We start from the raw sequence: 17,357 nt of genomic DNA, 5'->3' as shown, positions 1-17,357 counted from the left end.
CTTGTCAAATGCCCACTTTCAGGCGGATTTTTTCCAGCAGACTCAGCGGAGCACGCTCACGCAACGATGGTTCAAGTTCTTCAACGATGCGCTGACCGATCCGCGCGAAACTGAACTGATGCACCGCCAGCTCACGACCGTTGGCAGCGATGCGCTGCGCCAGTTGCGGATCCTCGCGCAGCCTGGCCAGCTTTTCCTGCAGCTGCGCGATGGTCTGATAGAACACCACGTTATGCATGTCCTGCAAACCGAGCGCCGCGTTTTCCGCGGCGCCTTGATCATAGGCCAGCAGGACGCAGCCGCAAGCCATGGCTTCGAAGTTTTTGATCATGAACTCGCCCATGCCCACATCCGCGCTGACAAAAAAGCGGATACGGTTGAGCGTCTCAAGGTATTCGTTCCCTGACTTGGTACGCGTTACCAGCAGCGGCTCGACCTGACCCAACTCATCCAGCAATGCCTTGCGCCCACTGTAGGCCACACTGTTGGTGCTGCCGACGAAAGCGAGTTCGATATCCCGCTCGCGCCCCAGATCCTGCAACTGCGTCTGATCATAACCCTTGGGTACGAACACGGCGTCGAAGCCCTCCGAGCGCAGACGTTCGGCAACTACGAAACCGGAGCTGATCACCCGTGCCCAGGGCAACCGGCGATAATGCGCACTGAACTTGCCGGTGTATTTGCAGGGAATGTAATTCTGATAGGCATCGTGCTCCAGAATGACCAGATTGGGCACGGTGCGGATGAACCCGACCTGACGGATCTCCTGCTTGAAACGCAGGAAAAACACGATGCGGTCATAGCGCGAAACATCGACTTCGCGGCGAAAGTATCGACGCAGGTTGCGCTGTTCGTCACCGCTCAACCAGCGCAGATCACACTCACAATGGGCTGCCACACCCTCGTACAAACGATCGAGAATGGCTCGCTGATCTTTCTGCACCAGAAATAGAACTTTCATTGTCTTCCTTGCCGCAACAGCAACCCGAGCAAACCTGAACATGCCCGCCCGCAAGAAAGTCTTGCGCGGGCTCCTGTGTCGTTACAAACGCCAGAACAGTTCGTGTCGCCGAACCGCCTTGCGGAAAAATTCGTTCTCGCCATAAGGCGAACCGGACCGCCCTGCCAGCCATCGCTGCAAGGTTCGACGCAAGCGGCGCTTGAACGGCGCGGGCGGTTGCAAATCGTGCATCATGCCCAGGGCCATGGCCTTGTCACGTTGCTGCTCCACCGATAACGCCAGGCATACAGGCTGCACCGGCAGGCCAGCATCAAAAGCTGGCGGCAGCGCCACGCCCTCACCACTATTGCCCATCGGCCAGCGATCATTGTCATGCAGGTGGTTGGCATAACCGAGCAGCGTCGGCTGCCAGTCCAGACTCTTCAATACTTCAAGCACGGCCTGCTGCGCACAGAGGTGGTCGGGGTGCGGATCCAGCGTCGGATGCGGCAGCACAATGACGTCCGGACGCGCGCGCAGGACAGTTTCGCGCAGATCGGCCAGCAGATTGTTCCAGGTCGGCGCGCCATCGGCGTCACCCGGGAGCACAAATGAATTGAATTGACGGAACAGACGGGTATCGCTCAAGTCCGCTTCGCGCGAGCCCACCGGTTGACCCGGCTTGTCACGCATCGCCGCCAGTTGCAGGCAGAAATACCCCAACTGCACGCAACGTTCCTGAGCGACACCGGCCCATTGCGGCACGGTGAGGCTGTCCCAGGCACGCAACCGTCCCTTCAGTCGCGCGGCGTCGACCTTGCTCATGCCCATCTGCTGGTAATGTTCGGCCTCGATTTCGCCAGCCGTGAGGGTAACGATCCAGGCTTCATCGGCCTGACTGTACAAACCAAAAGCCGCCAGTTCCGCATCGTCCGCGTGTGGCGCAATGACCATGACCCGCTGACGACGATAATCGGCGTGCTCCAGCGCCCACAGCACCGGCTCTCCCGACACCCGGCAGAAACGTCCGCGCAGGCGCAACACACCCGCCGACAATGCTGGCGCCTGACCGCTCAGGTTCAGATAGCGCACGCCGCCAACACCGCGCTCGAAGGTCTGCACATCAGGATTGGCGCCGCCCGACAACTCGATACGGGGATCAAGGAAACGTCCCAGCCAGGTGCTTTTGACCCGCACAGCCAGGATCAGCATGGCGTCGTCGGCCAGCATCACACCGTCATCCAGACGCAGTTGCTCGCCGTGCAGGTGCACCTTCGGCTGCGGGGTATACGCAGGGAAGCTGTACTGGTAATTGTCGCTGGGGGCATAGAACAGATGATCGGCAAACCACGCCTCATGGGCGACCCAGGCGCCGGTCAGCAACAGCGGCGCCAGCCACCAGGCGACCAGCACGCTCAGCGCTATGACGGCGGCCAGTACGACCAGCACAGTCACGCGTTTGTTGCGTCGATGGCGCTTGAGCAATTGCTGTTTGCGGCTCATGGTCTGACTCATACGGTGAAGACCGGCACAGGGTTGCACCAGCGATCCTTGTATTCACGGTCAGCGCGACCGAACGAAAACCGCAGCGGCTTGCCGAGTGCCCGTGCCTGCTCCCAGGCGCTTTGCGTATTGAGAAAGCTCAACACGCTGCCGGGGCTGAATTCGCGAGTTTCAGGATCAACCCCGCCATTCACGTATTCGACACTGATCCAGTCTGGCGCCTCGACGCGGTAGACCAGTTGAATCGCGATCGGCGCATCGTTGAGGAAAATGACCGAGCCGATCAGCAGCTCGCGCAGCAACTCGATAACCTCGGCCATGCGCGCCGCACCGGTGGCAGGAAACCCCCAACGACGCTGAAACAGATCGCAGTACATCGCGGCCAGTTCAACGCTGGAAAACTCACTGACCGCTCGCACCACGCCGCCCGCTTCTTCCAGCAGGCGCAATTCCCGGCGCTGGTTGTAGCGAAACTTTTTCGACAATTCTTCCGGTGTGCGGGCCATGGCCAACTGTTCAGTCTGCAACTTCAAGCCACTGAAGCGGCTTTCGTTGAGCGCCGACAGATAGCGCGCCCGATGGCGCAGCGGTGCCTGAGCATCGACCGCGGCCGGCAGGATCAGCTCGGCATTGCCGAGATCGAACAGGCCTTTCTTGCCGTGGCGCTTGAGCGCGTCCTTGGACAGGGCCAAGTCGCGGCCCCAGGTTGCAATGGCGGCTTGAACATCGCCTTGCTGCTGCCAGGCGAGATAACGCACCGGTATGCCGGCCAGGTCCGCCAGACGCTCGATGACCAGCGGATGCGTCGCGACACTGCCGCCATAACGCTGCCAGGCAGCGGCATAGGTTGAGGCGTCAACGGGCGACCAGCCACGTTCGCGCCAGCCTTGAAATCGGTTGAGCATCAGCCCCTCGTTGCCAGATCGGTAACTGGCGGCAGGCGCCAGAAGGTCTCGCGCACCGCACGGTCGGAGAAACGCTCATGCAGTCGCTCGAGCATCATCTGCGCACATTGACGACGCTGCTGCTCATCCATCGCAGCCAGATGTTGCAGCCCTTGAGCCAGATGTTCGGCATCGCCCAGTGGAAACAGAATGCCCACGCCCTCGACCACCTCCTTCGCCCCGCCGCACGCGGTGGCCAGCAACGGCACGCCGGCAGCCATGGCTTCCAGCAATACCATGCCGAACGGCTCATGATCGGAGCTCAGGGCAAACACATCGAAGGCGCGAAAGTAGTTGCGCGCATCGGGCACCTGACCGAGAAACAGCACTCGATCGGCAATGCCCAACGCCCGCGCCGACGCCTTGAGATCCTGCTCCAGGCGACCGCTGCCGAGAATCACCAGTTGACTGTTGTCCGGCAGTCCAGGCAGCGCCTGGGCAAAACCGCGCAGCAGCGTGGCCTGATCCTTGTCCGGGTGCAGGCGGCCGACATTCCCGACAATCCAGGCATCCGGCGACAGACCGAGAATCTCACGTGCTTCTTCGGCCGGTAGCTGGCGGGCTTGCAGAGCAGGCACGTCGATGCGGTTGTAAAGGGTCTGGATTCGGCTTGCCGGCCACTTCGGCAGGCAGCGCCGCATGTCGTCACGCACCGCATCCGACACACCGAGAAGGCTCAGGCGCTTGCGGAAAACATGCGCGAACAGTTTGCGCGTCCGACGCTGGTAATCGCCGAATGCGTGGTGCACGCCTATGACCGGCAGCGAGGTGCCGAGCAAGGCGATATAGATGGGCTTGAAGCGATGAGCGATGCACAGACTGAAATTGCGCGAGGCGACAATCTTGCGCAGATCGCCGATAGCACCCAGTTTCAGGCCACGAATGGCCTTGGAACTGTACTCCATGAACAACACTTCGTCCGAAGCACACGCTGCTGCCACCTCGCTATCGGCGGCCCCGGTCAGAAACACCGTGGTCACCCGATAGCCGGTGCCGGCAAACAGGCTGGCGTACTGCCGTGCGCAGTCCAGGAACGGCCCGTCATAGCCGTGACAGAACTGCAGCACATGGCGTTCAGCCGAGAGAGTCATAAGCGTTCGCGCCCTCTTTCACCACCAGGATGTCTTCCATGATCAGGTATTGCAGATCCGACCCGAAAAACATGTTCAGCGCGTCGGTTGGCGAGCAGATCATCGGCTCGCCACGACGGTTGAGCGAAGTGTTCAGCGATACGCCGTTGCCGGTCAGGTTTTCCAGCGCTTTCATCATGTCGTAGTAGCGCGGGTTGTATTCGCGCTTGAGCACCTGGGCGCGGGAAGTACCGTCTTCGTGGACCACTTCCGGCACGCGGGTTTTCCACTCTTCGGCGACTTCGAAGGTGAAGGTCATGAACGGCGCCGGGTGATCGATCTTGATCATCTGCGGCGCGACGGTGTCGAGCATCGACGGGCAGAAAGGCCTCCAACGCTCGCGGAACTTGATCTGGTGGTTGATGCGATCGGCGACACCGGCCACGCTCGGGCACCCGATGATCGAACGGCCACCCAGTGCACGCGGGCCAAACTCCATGCGGCCCTGGAACCAGGCGACCGGGTTGCCATCGACCATGATCTTGGCGATCTGCTCGGGCATGTTGTCGAGCTTGCGCCAGGTCGGCTTGTTCTCGTGGCGCGCGCAGGCGGCAATCACGTCCTCGTTGCTGTACGACGGGCCGAGGTAGACGTGTTCCATCTTCTCGACCGGTACGCCACGGGCGTGCGACACGTAAGCGGCAGCGCCAACCGCGGTGCCGGCATCGCCGGACGCAGGCTGTACGAACAATTCTTTAATGTCGTCGCGAGCAATGATCTTCTGGTTCAGCTTGACGTTCAACGCACAGCCGCCGGCGAATGCCAGTTTGCCGGTTTCCCTGAGCACATCGCCCAGGTAGTGGTCGATCATCTGCAGCGCCAGCTTTTCAAACAGCGCTTGCATGCTCGCGGCGTAGTGGATGTACGGCTCGTCAGCGATGTCACCTTCGCGTTTCGGCCCCAGCCACTCGATCAGCTTCGGTGAGAAGTAGAAGCCTTTGCCCTTCTCTTTATAGCGGCGCAGACCGATGACGTTGGCGTAGTCGGTGTTGATCACCAGCTCGCCATTCTCGAACGAGGCCAGACGCGAGAAATCGTACTTGCTGGCGTCGCCGTACGGCGCCATGCCCATGACCTTGAATTCGCCGTCGAGCATTTCAAAGCCGAGGAATTCGGTGATCGCACCGTACAGACCACCGAGGGAGTCCGGGTCGAAAAATTCCTTGATCTTGTGAATCTTGCCGTTTTCGCCATAACCGAAGAAGGTCGTGGCGTATTCGCCTTTACCGTCGATGCCGAGGATCGCGGTTTTTTCCTTGAAACCCGAGCAGTGATAAGCACTGGAGGCGTGGGCAAGGTGATGCTCGACCGGCTCGATCTTGATTTTCTTCGGATCGAAGCCCAGTTGCTCGAGGCACCAGACGATCTTGTTGCGATAGCGCTTGTAGCGACGGTTACCCATCAGGATCGCGTCAAGAGCACGATCCGGGGCGTACCAGTAACGCTTGGCGTAGTGCCAGCGGGCTTTGCCGAACAGGCTGATCGGCGCAAACGGAATCGCTACCACGTCAACGTCGGACGGTTTGATACCGGCCTGCTCAAGGCAGAATTTCGCCGATTCGTAGGGCATGCGGTTCTTTGCATGTTTATCGCGTACGAAGCGCTCTTCCTCAGCCGCCGCGACCAGCTTGCCGTCGATGTACAAGGCTGCGGAAGGATCATGGCTAAGGGCGCCGGACAGGCCAAGAATCGTCAATGCCACAGGGGTCTAGCCTCTTTAGTCTGCGTGCAGGCGCGATGCGCCTTGAAAATTGATGTGCCCTCGCACGGGGCGAGTGGCAGCTAAAGGGCGGGATTATAGCGTAAACATCAGGGGAATGACCCGGTGCGAATTGCCGCTGCCAGGATTGGTCCGATTCAACGGGTACAAAGCCTCAGTAGCCGTCTCTGCGCCAGTAAATACTCAGATTTCCGTCGGCGGCCTGGCGATAGATCGTGTAGGGCAGCGAAAGCGTGTCGAACGCAGCGGACAACGGCAGATCAAGCAATACGAGGGGCACCATAAAGCCCGCAGGATTGGGCGGTGCGTTCAAGATGCAGAAGTCAAAGGCCAGGCCACTGTAGATACGCGGAATGGATTGGCAGTAAGTCTTCTGTTTGCGCAGGTTCCGAGCAGCATCTGCGTCCAGTTGCAACACCGTTGACACACTGCCACAGCCTGATAGAACCGAGAGAAAAACGCCTAGCGTCATAATCTTTGTCATGCCCGGGACTCGTCATCCGAAATCGTCAGGCAAATTAGCATCGAGGCTGAACTGCAGACAGTTCATGGCTTCTGGCGAAGCTGTAGGACGAGTCGCTGTTATTTGTGCGTAGCCGCCAACAGGCTCGCCTTCGCAGCCTGCCGAGCCTGCTGGCGACAGGACTCAGCCCGCGCTGGAGATATCTTTGGGCAACCGCTGATCAATGACTTGATACAACGCGCTGCTTTCAGGCCAGTTACGCATGAACCTCGCCCGATCGCGGGCATAAGCCGGGGCGAAACTTCCGGCCGATGAGTGCTGACACATCGAATCGAGGTCGATCAGCGCCCAGCGATCCGTCTGCCAGAACAGGTTGTGGCCCTTGAAATCGCCATGACTGATGCGCTCGGCGATCAATCGGGCAAACAGTTGATCCAGCGCCTGCAACTCGGCTTCCGGTGCCTGGCCATTTTCTACGTACGGCGCAAAGCGCTCGATGATGTCCGGCCCTGGCAGATATTCGGTGACCAGATAAGCGCTGCGGCGCAGCCACAAAAAGCGTTTTTCCAGCATTGCCAGCGGTTTCGGCGTGGCGATGCCCAGGAAAGCCAGACGATTGCCCTCGCGCCATGAATGCCACGCCCGGCTCGGGCGCCAGAAACGCTTGAGCCAATGGGCGAAGCCTTTGATGTTGTAGCGTTTGATCACCAGCGAGCGACCGCCCGCCTGAACCTTGCCGACACTCGCTGCGCCACCGGTTTTGTACAGATGCCCCTGATCGAGCAAGGCGTCAGCCTGCTCCAGCACCGGCAGCATGGCGGCCTCTTCCTCACGACGGATGGCGCGCAGGACAAACGCGCCGCGATGCACTGCAAACAGTGTGCAGTCGCGACCGACCTTGATCAGGTAATCCCTGAGCCTCCAGTTGCGCACTTTGTCGATCTGCTTTTGCAATGCCTCCAGCGGCAACGCATGCTCGCTGTTGCTCAGCAAGTAATACACCAGCAGCTCTTCGGTGAACGGCTCCAGTGACTTCGGCAGCTGAGCGAAGAATACCCCGAGGTTTTCCAGCACTTTTTGTCGGGACAGTGGCTGCCCAGCCGTTTCCGCACGAACGCCGGCGCCATCGATCAGGTACAGCTGACCGCCATGGCGCAGCAGATTGTCCAGGTGCAGATCCTCTTGCCAGAGTCCTTTGCCGTGCATCCGACCGATAGCATCCAGTGCTTCGGCCAATACCGCGGTTTGTTCATCAGCCAGCGCCGGCAGAGACTCGACCTTGGCCCAGGCATCGCCAAGGCTTTCGGCGCCCTCGAGAAATTCGAAGAGCAGCCAGCCACCCTCGCCGTCTTTCAGTCCATCGGCCAACAGCAAAGGCGTGGTCAGGCCCTGCGCAGCGAGTAGCCGCACCCCGTCCAGCTCTCGTTGGAAATGCCGGGCAGCCTTGCTGCCGACCAACAACTTGGCCAATACCGGCCGTCCGCGCCAGACGCCGGCGCCAACGTAACGCTGCCCGGGCAACACCCGCAGCAGGCTCAGCAACTGTAAATCCGCCGCACCGGCGGCGTCCGCCAGGCTCACGGTCAGTGGCAGGGAAGGTGCGCGCCCGGAGCGGGCCAGCTCGGACAATTGCATCAGCGAGTCTCCTTGTGGCTGCGCCGCGCTGTCAGTCGGGTCAGCCAGCTGTCGAGCAGCGAGCTGTCAGTTGGTTGATCGAGATAAGCCGCGAGCAGTTGGCGCAAGTCGGCCTCGCGCCACTGCGGCGCGCGACGCTGCAACGGCTCCAGATCCTTGACCCGATCACGCACGCCGAACAGCAGCGGCCGGGTTTTCTCCAGATCGATCAGTTGCGCCTCATAGCCGTCGCCGGTGGCGCGCAGGAAGATATGTTTGGGATAAAAACAGCCATGCACCTGGCGCGCGCCATGCAGCCGTCGCGCCAGCAGCCCGCAAGCCTTGAGAATGGCCGAATGCTGCGCGTCACTGAGCTGCGCCCAGCGCGTCAACAACGAATCCAGATCACTCCAGCCATCCAGTGCGCGCGTGAGCAGAATGGCGCGCACTTCACCGGCGACTTTGCGCTGACCGAAAAACGCCGCCTGCAACGCCGGAATGCCCAGCTTGCGGTAACGGCTGATGTTGCGAAATTCGCGGGCAAAGCTCGGTTCGCCAAACGGCGCCTGCAAGGTGCGGGTCAGATAATTGCTCTGGCGCTTGAGGTAATAGCCCTGGCCTTCCAGATCGAGACGGAACACGCTGCTCCAGCCGCCACCGGCAGTGTTGGGCTCATCCACAGCTTCAAGCTGTTTGGCCCACAGTGCGTCGAAATTGCCGAGACCGTGGCGCTCCAGCAGTGCGCGGTCCTGTTCGGCAAGAAAATCAGTCATTCGCGCCCCTCGAAAAATCTCACCACGTGGCGAATCCGTTTCTTGTCGGCGACATCGAGCCGATCACACTGGCGATATTGCTTGTAGAAGCGCAGGCGCTGGGTGTTGGACAGGTGATATTTGGCCAGTTTGTCGAGACAGGCGAGGTCCTTGGTGATCCGGTACTTGAGCCAGAAGCCGCGCCAGAATTCGCCGTTGGGGCAGTCGATGAGGAAAATGCGCGCCTGATCGTCGATCAGCAGATTGCGCCATTTCAAATCGTTATGCGTAAACCGATGGTCGTGCATGGTCCGGGTGTAGCCAGCCAGTTGCCGGCTGACACCGTCGACCCAGGCGCGATCCTTGAGCCGGGGATCCTTGCGCTCGGCCAGCGCCGAGAGATCTTCGGTATTGGGCAGCTCACGGGTGATCATCGCACCCCGATCGTAGGCCGCGCCCCGCCGCTCCAGCCCCCAGGCCACCACCTCGGCCGTGGGGATGCCCCACTTGGCGAAGCGCTTGAGGTTCTGCCATTCCATTTTTACCCGCGGCTTGCCGAGGTAACGGCGCAGGCCCTTACCGGCGCCGACGTAGCGTTTGACGTAGTAATTGACCCCGTCACGCTGCACCCGAACGACTTCCGACAGCGGATCGCGGGTCAGACGTTCGCCCTGCAAGGCAAATACGGCTTCGAGGCTGCCGAAGTCTTCGGCGAGGTCGCTGTACTGCGGTTCAAGTGTCCAGCCCGCCATCAGAGCGCATCCCCGTAACGCTGTTTGCGCGCGTAGAGTTTGTCAGCCTTGCCTTGCAGCCAACTCAGCAGTGGCGCCTCTTGCGCCAGAACCTGGCGCAGCGGCTGCTGGAAGTAGCCTTTAAGGAAACGCAGCTTGTCGCGGCGGGTCAGGCCAATGTCCAGCGCGGAAAAATACAGCGCCGCCAGATCTTTATTGCGCCAGCGCTGAGTAATTTTTGCGCGGGTCTGGGCCCGATGCAGGTCAATCACCGAGAGTTTGAAATCTTCCGGCGTGACCGGTTTGTCGATGTGCAGCAGGAAGTGGCAGATATAGCAGTCGCGGTGATTGACCCCGGCGCGGTGCATCATGCCGGTCATCCGCGCGACTTCGGCAATCAGCGCGCGTTTGAGTTTGGGCTCCGGCGGCTGTCTGATCCAATCGATGCTGAAGTCTTCGAGGCTGATGGTCGGCGCCAGTTCTTCGGTGACGATGAACGAGTGCTGATCCGCCGGATTGCTGCCCTTCTCGCCGTAGGCGACGGCGGTCATGGTTGGCACGCCGACTTCCTGCAGACGCTGGATGGCCTTCCACTCTTGCCCTGCACCGAGTACCGGCAGCTTGGCGGTCAGCAGGTTCTTGAAGATTTCGCCCCAGCCAATGCCACGGTGAATCTTGACGAAAAAGCCATTGCCATCGACTTCCGTGCGCAATGTCCGGCGCGCTTCCAGCTCGCGGTATACCTCGCCCTGCAAGCCTTCGACTTCAGCGAACGGGTCGCGTCCGGCCCAAAGGCTCTTGAACGGTTCAGCCAGCATCAACTTCATTAAGCGTGCTCCGCCAGAATCACATCGGCCGCGTGCTGCGGCATGCTGTAGAGGTCGGCCGTATCGGCAAAGGCCAGACCGTTGCGGCTCCAGGCCGCCCGTGCAGCGTCGTCGCTCAACATTTCGCTCAGGTATTGCGTCAGCTGCGCCTGCTCGAACGGCTCGTCCAGCACGCGCCCGGCATCGGCTTCGGCGATGTAATGGGCGTAACCGCAGACCGCGCTGACCAACACCGGCAACCCGGCCACCAGCGCTTCAAGCAGCACGGTGCCGGTGTTTTCGTTGTAGGCCGGGTGAATCAACAGGTCGGCGCCGAGCAGAAAACGCGGGATATCGCTGCGCCCTTTGAGAAAGGTCACGTTGTCGCCCAGGCCCAGCGTCGCGCTCTGCATCTGGAACAATTTGGGGTCATCCTGGCCAATTACAAACAGCCGCGTGCGTTTGCGCAATTCGGCCGGCAACGCGGCCAGCGCTTTGAGGCTGCGATCGACACCCTTGGTCTTGAAGCCGGAGCCGATCTGCACCAGCAGCAACTCGTCGTCCTTGAGGTTGAATTCGGCGCGAAAACCGGCGCGAATCTCATCGGCATTCGCCGGACGCCGACGATCCTGGGCAATGCCCGGCGGCAGCAGATGAAAGCGCTCAAGTGGCGTGTCGTAATGCTTGATGAACAGCGGCTGCTGCACTTCGGAAATCATCAGCACTTCGGTCTTCGCGTCTTTGGCGAACACCGCTCGCTCGTACTCGGCGAAGTGGCGATAGCGGCCCCAGCGGCGGTACAGCGAATTGCGCAGATTCTGCGCCTTGTCTTCGAAGCAACCGTCGGCGGCGTAGTAGACGTCCAGGCCTGGCATCTTGTTGAAGCCGATCAAGCGATCGACCGGCCGCCTGGCCAGATCCGCTGCCATCCACGCGCTGAGTTTTTCGTTGCGCCGGTGATTGAAGAACGCCTTCACCGGTGCCACCAGCACTTCGAAACCCGGCGGTATGTCGCCTTCCCAGATCAGCGTGTAGACGCGAATCTGATGGCCGCGCTTCTGGCATTCGAGGGCGATACGCATGAAGTCGCGCTGCAGGCCGCCGAACGGAAAATATTTGTACAGGACGAATGCCAATTGCATCAGCGCAGCTCCTCAGCCATTAACAACGTGCTCAGTCGGCTGGCGACACGCTCGGAATTCACACGCGTGAAGCACAACGGCTGCTCGCGTTTCAGATCAAACTGACGGGCATCCTGCTCGGTCGGTTGATAAGTACATTTCTTCTGCATGCAAGGCGCGCACGGAAAGTCAGCGGCCAGATGAATCTGCAGTTTCCCGTAGGCGCCGGTCAGGCCCGGGTTGGTCGGGCCGAACAGCGAGATGGTCGGCACGTCCAGCGCCGCGGCCAAATGGCCCAGGCCGGTGTCCACCGCCACGCAGGCTTGCGCGCCGGCGAGGGCTTTGCCGACGCCGGCCAGATTCAGCTTCGGCAGCACTTCGGCGTGTTTGAAGCCAGCAGCGATGCGCTCGGCGCGGGCCTTTTCCTGCGGGTTGCCCCACGGCAACTTCACGCCGACGCCGAGGTAGCCGACGCGCTCGGTCAGCTCGCGCCAGTAGATTTCCGGCCAGTGCTTGGTGTCCCAAGTGGTGCCGTGGAGGAACACCACGTAAGCGTTCTTGCGTGGCAACTCGACCAGGCGCTCGACGTTGAGGCCGTAATCGCCGAGGCCTTTGGGCAAGTCGTAACCCAGAGCGATGGCGAATAACTGGCGTACGCGCTCGACGGCGTGCTGGCCTCGGGCGACAGCGAGTTTACGATCGTAGAAGCGCGCAGCCATCGGCTCGCGCGCGGAGGTTTTATCGAGGCCGGCCACCGGGGCTTTGACGTAGCGGGTCAGCCAGGCACTTTTCAGCAGGCCTTGAGCGTCGATCACCAGATCGTATTTATTGGCGCGCACGCTTTGCTTGAAGCGTTTCCACTCGCCGCTGGTGATGGTTTGCCATAAATTCTTGCGCCAGCGGCGGATCGCCACCGGAATCACTTTATCGACCGCCGGGTGCCAGCTCGGAATCTCGGCGAAGCCCTCTTCCACCACCCAGTCGAACTTGATTCCGGGAATGGCCCGGGCGGCGTCGGTCAGCGCTGGCAAAGCGTGAATCACGTCGCCCAGCGAGGAAGTCTTGATCAGCAATACCCGCAAGTTATTGAACCTCGACCACGGAGCCCTGCAACTTCTGCAAGGCATCGTTGACCGCGTCCGGCATCAGCTGGCGCAGGCAGTTGTAATGGCCGAACCGGCAAGTACGATCGAAGCACGGGCTGCATTCGATGCCCAGGCGCACGATCTCGACCTGCTCGGCCAGCGGCGGGGTGAAGCCCGGCGAGGTGGAGCCGTACACCGCGACCAGCGGACGGTTCAACGCCGCAGCGACGTGCATCAGGCCCGAGTCGTTGGACACCACCGAGTCGGCGCAGGACAGCAGATCGATAGCCTCGGCCAGAGAAGTGCCGCCGCTGAGGTTGACCGATTCTTCGCGCAGGCCTGGAATCAGCCGGGCGCGGATGTCTTCACCGACCGCGTGATCGTTTTTCGAGCCGAACAGCCACACCTGCCAGCCTTCGCGGATGCGCGCTTCGGCGACCTTGGCGTAATGCTCGGATGGCCAGCGCTTGGATTCGCCGAACTCGGCGCCGGGGCATAGCGCCAGGACCGGGCGATCGAGGGTCAGGCCGAATTTGGCCAGTGCCGCTGCGCGGGTGACCGGGTCGATTTGCAGGCTCGGACGCGGGTACGGCTTCGGCAACTCGGCGTTCGGCTCGTAGGCCAGAGCCATGAAGCGCTCGATCATCAGCGGGTAGCGTTCTTTGTCGAGGGTGCGCACGTCGTTGAGCAGGCCATAGCGCAATTCGCCGCGCCAGCCGGTACGTTTCGGGATGCCGGCGAAAAAGGGCACCAATGCCGACTTCAGTGAATTGGGCAGCAGGATCGCCTGATCGTACTGACCGCGCAGGGATTTGCCGATGCGCCGGCGCGTCGCCAGCTCCAGCGCGCCGTGGCCGAGCGGGAAGCTCAAGGCCTTGCGCACTTCGGGCATGCGTTCGAGGATCGGCCGGCTCCATTCGGGCGCCAGCACGTCGATTGCGCATTGCGGGTGGCGCTGTTTGAGACACTGAAACAGTGTCTGCGCCATCACCATGTCACCGACCCAACTGGGCCCAACGATCAGAATATTCATGTGCTTTCCAAAAACGAACCGGGGAGGCATTTACGCCTCCCCGCCTCGAGAATTCTACAAACACTGTAGATCTTCTGTGGGAGCGAGCCTGCTCGCGATGGGGTCTTCACATCCAACATTATTGTCGTCTGATACTCCGCTATCCGGGCAAGCCCGCTCCCACAGGGTTATTCATTTTGCCGCATAACCTTGAAGACCGAAGATCCCTTGTGGGAGCTCGCTCCCACAAGGGATTGGGTGCTGCATAAACCGGTTTCAGCTTAGCCCCAACTCTTTCCAGATCCGCAGTACCTGTCGCCGTTCTTCGGCGAACTGATCCCCGGCAATCACCCCGGCGTCTTTCTGCAAGGCCTGCCGGTGCGCGGCAGAGCGGTAGGCCTTGTAGGCCTCGCGCAACAGGCTGGCATCTTCGGCGGGCATCAGCCCTTCGTGTTCCAGCTCTTCCAGAATGCGGATGTTATCGGTCCAGCGCAGCAGCGGCGGATGGCTCTGCGACCACGCCAGGGCCGCGTATTGCACCATAAATTCAATATCGACGATACCTCCGGCATCCTGCTTGAGGTCGAACGGCACCGTCGCTTCGAAGGCATTAGCTGCCGTACCGGCCGCCGTGCTGCGGGTACCGAGGTTGTCGCGCATCTTCGCACGCATCTCGCTGACTTCCTGCTGCAGCTTGGCCAGGTCCCGTGATTTGCCCAACACCTGCGCGCGGACTTTCTCGAAGGCCTGGCCGACATCCTGACTGCCCACCAACACCCGCGCACGCACCAAGGCCTGATGCTCCCATGTCCAGGCTTCGTTTTCCTGATAGCGGGCGAACGCGCCGAGGGAACTCACCAGCAGTCCGGAAGCACCGGACGGCCGCAGGCGCATATCCACTTCATACAACTGGCCGGAGTTGGTCTGGGCCGTGAGCAGGTGAATGATCCGCTGTCCCAGGCGCGTGAAGAACTGCGCACCATCAATGGATTTCGGCCCGTCGGTTTCCGCCTGCGGGTCGCCGTCGTGGATGAACACCAGATCCAGATCCGAACCATGCCCCAATTCGATACCGCCGACTTTGCCATAACCGACAATGATGAAGCCGGGATCGCACAAGGTGCCGTCGGTGCGCAGCGGCGTGCCGTACTTGGTCACGGTCTGGCGCCAGGCCAGCGCGAGCACTTGTTCCAGAATCGCCTCGGCCAGCCACGTCAGGTAATCGCTGACCTTCATCAGCGGCAGGCTGCCGGCGATTTCCGAGGCGGCGACGCGCAAGCGATGCGCCAGTTTGAAATGGCGCAGGGCTTCCATTTGTTGCTCGAGGTCGTCCTCGGGAATTCGTGTCAGGCGTTCGCGCAACTCGGCTGCCAGTTCCGGCGCCAGCGGCGGCTTGAACAGCCGCCCCTCGTTGAGCAATTCGTCGAGCAGCAATGGAAAGCGGGTGATCTGCTCGGCAATCCACGGGCTCGCCGCGCACAGAGTCAACAGGCGACGCAGCGCACCGGGGTTTTCCGTGAGCAACACCAGATACGCCGAACGCCGCGCCACCGCTTCCACCAGCGGCAACACACGCTCGAGCACCAGGTCCGGATTGTCATGTTCGACGGCTTGCGCGAGCAGTCGCGGAATAAAGGCATCCAGACGTTCGCGTCCCAGCCGCTGCATCGCGCGCAGTTGCGGACTGCCGCGCAAACCGGCGAGCGCCTTCAGGGCTTTGCCGGCATCGACAAAACCGCCCTCCTGCAACTGCCGGCACGCGGCTTCTTCGTCTTGTTCTTCTTCCCACAGGGGCAGCCATTCACCGCCAACCACCACTTCGTTTTCGCTGCCCTCTTCCTCGTCGGGATCGGCAATCACCTGGGCGAAATGCCAGGCCACGCGCCCGCGCCAGTACATCAGCTGTTCGTGGAACGCCGACCAATCGGCGAAACCCAGCATGAAGGCGATGCGCGCCTGATCCTGGGCGCTGTCCGGCAGCATCTGCGTCTGACGGTCGGCAATCGCTTGAATGGCATGTTCGGTGTAACGCAGAAACTCGTAACCCTCGCGCAACTCACTGACCACCGCCGGCGGCAGATAGCCCTGCCCTTCCAGCGTGCTCAGCACCTTTAATAAAGGACGCTGTTGCAGGCTCAAGTCGCGGCCGCCGTGGATCAGTTGAAAGGCCTGAGCGATGAACTCGACCTCTCGAATACCGCCGGAACCCAGCTTGATATTGTCGGCCATGCCCTTGCGCCGCACTTCCTGCTGGATCAACTGCTTCATGGTGCGCAACGCTTCGATCGCCGAAAAATCCAGATAACGGCGGTAAACAAACGGCCGCAGCATGTCGAGCAACTGCGCGCCGGCGACCTGATCGCCCGCCACTACCCGCGCCTTGATCATCGCGTAGCGCTCCCAGTCGCGACCCTGATCCTGGTAATACTGCTCCAGCGCGTTGAAGCTGAGCACCAGCGCGCCGGACGATCCGTATGGGCGCAAACGCATGTCGACGCGGAAAACAAAACCGTCGACGGTCATCGGATCCAGCGCCTTGATCAGACGCTGGCCGAGACGGATGAAGAATTCCTGATTATCCAGCGAGCGCTTCACGCCGACGGTTTCGCCGCCCTCGGGGTAGGCGAAGATCAGGTCGATGTCGGAAGACAGATTCAGCTCCACTGCACCGAGCTTGCCCATGCCGAGGATAACCATCTGCTGCGGCTCACCGCTGCGCCGGCCGGTCGGCGTGCCGAATTGCTCGCAATGGCGGCTGTACAGCCATTGATAAGCCTGATCGATCGTGGCGTCGGCCATGTCCGAGAGGTCGCGGCAGGTCTGCACCAGATCGGCCTGGCGGGTCAGGTCGCGCCAGATGATCCGCACCTGATGGCGCGCACGCTGGCGGCGCAAGGCGCGGCCGAGTTCGTCTTCGCTCTGCGCGGTGCTAACGGCGGCGGCAATCTGTGCGCACAGTTCGCCGGGCGCAAACGCCCGGTCAAGTTCGCCGGACGCCACCAGCGACAGCAACATCAAAGGGTCACGAATGCTCTGTTCAATGACAAATTCGCTGGCGGCGGTGACGCGGGCCAATTGTGCCCAGCGCTCCGGCGTCCAGTCCGACAGGCCGTGATCGTCTTCAAGGGCGGCGACGGACGTACGGAACGACTGCTCGGATCGGCTGACCAACGGCAGGAGAATGGCGGGCAGTTCGGCAAGCACGGGCAGGGTCATGGTCTATCCTTGATCGGCGTAATAAGGGCCGCTTGTAGTGAATGATGAAAACCCGCTACGTGAAGGACTGTCGAACAAAAGTTAGAAATAGCTGAAATTTCTTCTTCTTTGGCATCCAGCATCAAGCTTTCACCTTATTCGGATGGAAATCGACCCGCCTTAACGATTATTCTCACAACGCAGTCGGAGGCCACAAGCCTTTCATCTGTAGTTTTACTACTCGTCTATACATTCGAAAGGCTGAAATGCCGGAAGATTTGTAGTAAAACTACACGCCGCCGGAACAACCTGTCGTCAATCCAAGAATTATAAATCGTCTG

At 61.0% G+C, this 17,357-nt stretch carries 15 protein-coding genes; all 15 read right to left on the bottom strand.

Annotated features, from left to right (window positions below; all coding sequences use genetic code 11):
- Positions 1–4 precede the first annotated feature (4 nt).
- Positions 5–961: a glycosyltransferase gene (locus ACIGDJ_RS17835; protein WP_101156467.1), complete on the bottom strand. Its 957-nt coding sequence runs from the start codon at positions 959–961 to the stop codon at positions 5–7.
- Between the two features lie 81 nt (positions 962–1,042).
- Positions 1,043–2,443, bottom strand: a complete 1,401-nt coding sequence (locus ACIGDJ_RS17830; protein WP_397479243.1) for a PIG-L deacetylase family protein — start codon at positions 2,441–2,443, stop codon at positions 1,043–1,045.
- 8 nt (positions 2,444–2,451) lie between these two features.
- Positions 2,452–3,348, bottom strand: a complete 897-nt coding sequence (locus ACIGDJ_RS17825) for an antimicrobial resistance protein Mig-14 (protein WP_397479242.1) — start codon at positions 3,346–3,348, stop codon at positions 2,452–2,454.
- Complete coding sequence (locus ACIGDJ_RS17820; RefSeq protein ID WP_397479241.1) at positions 3,348–4,478, bottom strand: glycosyltransferase; 1,131 nt, start codon at positions 4,476–4,478, stop codon at positions 3,348–3,350. Before ACIGDJ_RS17820 ends, ACIGDJ_RS17825 begins: the two co-directional genes overlap by 1 nt.
- Entirely contained in the window at positions 4,462–6,219 is a 1,758-nt protein-coding gene (locus tag ACIGDJ_RS17815) for a carbamoyltransferase (protein WP_101156475.1), read from the bottom strand. Before ACIGDJ_RS17815 ends, ACIGDJ_RS17820 begins: the two co-directional genes overlap by 17 nt.
- A gap of 172 nt (positions 6,220–6,391) precedes the next feature.
- Positions 6,392–6,721, bottom strand: coding sequence for a YceK/YidQ family lipoprotein (locus ACIGDJ_RS17810; RefSeq protein ID WP_101156478.1), 330 nt, complete (start codon positions 6,719–6,721; stop codon positions 6,392–6,394).
- A gap of 162 nt (positions 6,722–6,883) precedes the next feature.
- Complete coding sequence (locus ACIGDJ_RS17805) at positions 6,884–8,335, bottom strand: lipopolysaccharide kinase InaA family protein (protein WP_397479240.1); 1,452 nt, start codon at positions 8,333–8,335, stop codon at positions 6,884–6,886.
- Entirely contained in the window at positions 8,335–9,087 is a 753-nt protein-coding gene (locus tag ACIGDJ_RS17800) for a lipopolysaccharide kinase InaA family protein (protein WP_312997693.1), read from the bottom strand. The genes ACIGDJ_RS17805 and ACIGDJ_RS17800 overlap by 1 nt, the downstream gene beginning before the upstream one ends.
- Positions 9,084–9,818, bottom strand: a complete 735-nt coding sequence (locus tag ACIGDJ_RS17795; RefSeq protein WP_101156486.1) for a lipopolysaccharide kinase InaA family protein — start codon at positions 9,816–9,818, stop codon at positions 9,084–9,086. The genes ACIGDJ_RS17800 and ACIGDJ_RS17795 overlap by 4 nt, the downstream gene beginning before the upstream one ends.
- Complete coding sequence (gene rfaP, locus ACIGDJ_RS17790; RefSeq protein WP_397479239.1) at positions 9,818–10,624, bottom strand: lipopolysaccharide core heptose(I) kinase RfaP; 807 nt, start codon at positions 10,622–10,624, stop codon at positions 9,818–9,820. The genes ACIGDJ_RS17795 and rfaP overlap by 1 nt, the downstream gene beginning before the upstream one ends.
- On the bottom strand, positions 10,624–11,745 hold the full coding sequence (locus tag ACIGDJ_RS17785) for a glycosyltransferase family 4 protein (protein ID WP_101156492.1): 1,122 nt from the start codon (positions 11,743–11,745) through the stop codon (positions 10,624–10,626). The genes rfaP and ACIGDJ_RS17785 overlap by 1 nt, the downstream gene beginning before the upstream one ends.
- Positions 11,745–12,806, bottom strand: a complete 1,062-nt coding sequence (gene waaC / locus ACIGDJ_RS17780) for a lipopolysaccharide heptosyltransferase I (protein WP_397479238.1) — start codon at positions 12,804–12,806, stop codon at positions 11,745–11,747. Before waaC ends, ACIGDJ_RS17785 begins: the two co-directional genes overlap by 1 nt.
- Before the next feature lies 1 nt (position 12,807).
- Positions 12,808–13,842, bottom strand: a complete 1,035-nt coding sequence (waaF, locus tag ACIGDJ_RS17775) for a lipopolysaccharide heptosyltransferase II (RefSeq protein ID WP_101156498.1) — start codon at positions 13,840–13,842, stop codon at positions 12,808–12,810.
- A gap of 255 nt (positions 13,843–14,097) precedes the next feature.
- On the bottom strand, positions 14,098–17,037 hold the full coding sequence (glnE, locus tag ACIGDJ_RS17770; protein WP_397479237.1) for a bifunctional [glutamate--ammonia ligase]-adenylyl-L-tyrosine phosphorylase/[glutamate--ammonia-ligase] adenylyltransferase: 2,940 nt from the start codon (positions 17,035–17,037) through the stop codon (positions 14,098–14,100).
- A complete protein-coding gene (locus tag ACIGDJ_RS17765) occupies positions 17,034–17,159 on the bottom strand; it encodes a hypothetical protein (RefSeq protein WP_256584330.1) in 126 nt (41 codons plus the stop codon). Before ACIGDJ_RS17765 ends, glnE begins: the two co-directional genes overlap by 4 nt.
- Between the last annotated feature and the right edge of the window lie 198 nt (positions 17,160–17,357).

Origin of the sequence: Pseudomonas sp. NPDC079367 (genome assembly GCF_044542195.1) — a bacterium.
Classification (GTDB): Bacteria; Pseudomonadota; Gammaproteobacteria; order Pseudomonadales; family Pseudomonadaceae; genus Aquipseudomonas.
This window is presented reverse-complemented; position numbering and strand designations above follow the sequence as displayed.